The following is a 2,094-nucleotide window of genomic DNA, read 5'->3' on the forward strand; positions in this document are numbered from 1 at the left end:
ACGTCATCTGGGCGGTACCACTCCAGCCGGCACCGGCGATGTTTTGGCTCGACGCCCACATCTTGCGGGCCTCGTCCTCAACGGTTTGGGCGTGCACATCAAAACGGCCCGCCATCGCCCGCATCTCGTGCGGGTCGGTCATAAAACGCGTAGGCACTTACTTGTCTCCTTGATTGAGTAGTGATCGACTGCAACGGACGTGCTGATAGCCGGACCGGTTACCCGAGGTAACCGCCGACCTGGAACACACGGCGAATCCCCCCTTTCCCGCTACCCGGTTGCCACCGCATTGGGACGGACTTCATTGACGGCGTTTTAGAGGGCCGCGGCTGCGTTGGCGGCCTCGGTGGCCGCATACGAACCGGCGCTGGTGCCCAGCGTGTTCACGAACATCTCGTGGATGGCCGCTGCCTGGGCACTCACCGCCTGATACATCTGAGCGTGCGCGACGAACTGCGCGGCCGTCAGGGCCGAGACCTCGTCGGCTGCAGCCGGAACAACACCCGTCGTCGGGGCCGCCGCGGCCGCGTTTTGCGAGTTCACCGCCGAGCCGATGCCTTGCAGGCTGCCGGCCGCAGCCGACAACGCCTCCGGCTGTGTGGTTACGAACGACATTGAGCTTCCCTCCTCGGGTATTTCAGCAATACACCCGTGGATGAGGATAGACGGGCGTCCGGTTACTTGCCGCTGGTGAAGCTGGGTGTTTGCAACTGTTCACCATTCGGCAACAAGTGTTCACCTTGGGTAACGGCGAAGTAACAAGCGGTGCTCCGCGAAGGCTGGTCCGCCCCTCGCTGGGCTTCGTGACCTGCGCAAATTTACGGACGTCAGCCGGGCCTGGGTGCGAGCCTCGTCAGCAAGCCAACGGCTACCGATTGAGCGCGGCGCCAAACCAGGACTTGCGGGGCATAAAAATCTAGCCGCGGATAAGGTCAACGGCGCGCGTTATACATGCGTCCAGCAAAATTATCCGCTGGGTATGCCGGCCACCGCCTGGCCACCAAGGCGTGAACCAGCTGCTGAACTTTGGGTGACCAAATGTTCTGGAAATGCCGGCAGCCGTCACCGGCAGTTAGGATCTGGGCATGCCGTTGACCAGCGGCGCGACCTTCGCTGGATATAGCGTCCTTCGACTCCTTGGCTGCGGTGAGACGGGCGACGTCTACCTCGCCCAGCATCCGCGCTTACCGCAGTGGACCGCCTTGAAAGTGTTGTCCGCGACGCTCACCGAAGACCGTGAGTTCCACGACCGGTTCATGCGGGAAACGCCGCTCGTTACCACGCTCTACCACCCGCACATTCTCGATGTCGAGTACCGCGGCGAGACCGACGGTCAGCTGTGGATCACCATGGCCTATGTCAACGGCACCACCGCGGCGCAGCTCATCGCTAACCGGTTCCCGACGGGGATGCCCGCGGGCGAGGTACTGGCCACCGTCACGGCCCTCGCCGACGCGCTTGACTACGCGCACAGCCGCGGCATGCTGCACCGCAACGTGAAACCGACAAACATCCTGTTCAGCAGTCCAGCCGAGGGCGAACAACAAACGCTGCTCGCCGACTTCGGTATAGCCCGACAGCTCGGTGACCCCAACGGCGCCTCGCCGCCCGACCTCACCGCCGAAGCGGTCGCCTACGCCGCACCCGAACAATTGATGGGCGCCGATATCGACGGACGTGCCGACCAATATGCGCTCGCCGCGACGGCGTTCCACCTGCTCACCGGAGCGCCGCCGTTCCAGCAGTCCAATCCGGTCGCCGTTATCAGCCAACATCTCACCGCGGCGCCGCCAAGCCTGCGAGATCGGCGGCCCGACCTCGTGCGCCTGGACGACATATTCGCGACCGCGCTGGCCAAAAGCCCCCACGATCGCTTCCACACCTGCCGTGCATTCGCGGACGCGCTGAGCTACAGCGCCGGAGCCTGGACCGGTGATCGCAGCCCCGAGGCCTACCTCACGGTCGTCGACTATCCCGACGACCTGCCCGAGGCCGCGCCGACAACGGGTGACCCGGCGTCGTCCGGCGTCTTCCCGGCCTGGGCGAGAACGGTCCGGGGTCTGGCGCAGCATCACGCCACCATCGGACAGCGGG

The 2,094-nt window shown here is 64.7% G+C and carries 3 protein-coding genes; 1 reads left to right on the forward strand and 2 read right to left on the reverse strand.

The genetic code is table 11. The annotated features are described in order from the left end of the window. Together WB785_RS19110 and WB785_RS19115 are read right to left on the reverse strand one after the other, a co-directional pair. The coding region (locus WB785_RS19110) for a WXG100 family type VII secretion target (protein WP_424080868.1) at positions 1-157 on the reverse strand (157 nt) is incomplete at its 3' end. Between the two features lie 158 nt (positions 158-315). Further along, complete coding sequence (locus tag WB785_RS19115; RefSeq protein ID WP_424080866.1) at positions 316-615, reverse strand: PE family protein; 300 nt, start codon at positions 613-615, stop codon at positions 316-318. Positions 616-1,085: 470 nt separating this feature from the next. Between WB785_RS19115 and WB785_RS19120 the strand changes: the two genes are divergently transcribed. Continuing rightward, positions 1,086-2,094 (forward strand): serine/threonine-protein kinase (locus WB785_RS19120; RefSeq protein WP_424080867.1); only part of this gene is annotated, 1,009 nt, incomplete at its 3' end.

The organism is Mycobacterium sp. (assembly GCF_049585075.1).
In the GTDB taxonomy this organism is placed as follows: Bacteria; Actinomycetota; Actinomycetes; order Mycobacteriales; family Mycobacteriaceae; genus Mycobacterium.

What these genes read in the sequence shown, in the direction of transcription:
- WB785_RS19115 (WP_424080866.1), bottom strand. Translation starts at nt 615, where the DNA reads ATGTCGTTCGTAACCACACAGCCGGAGGCGTTGTCGGCTGCGGCCGGC.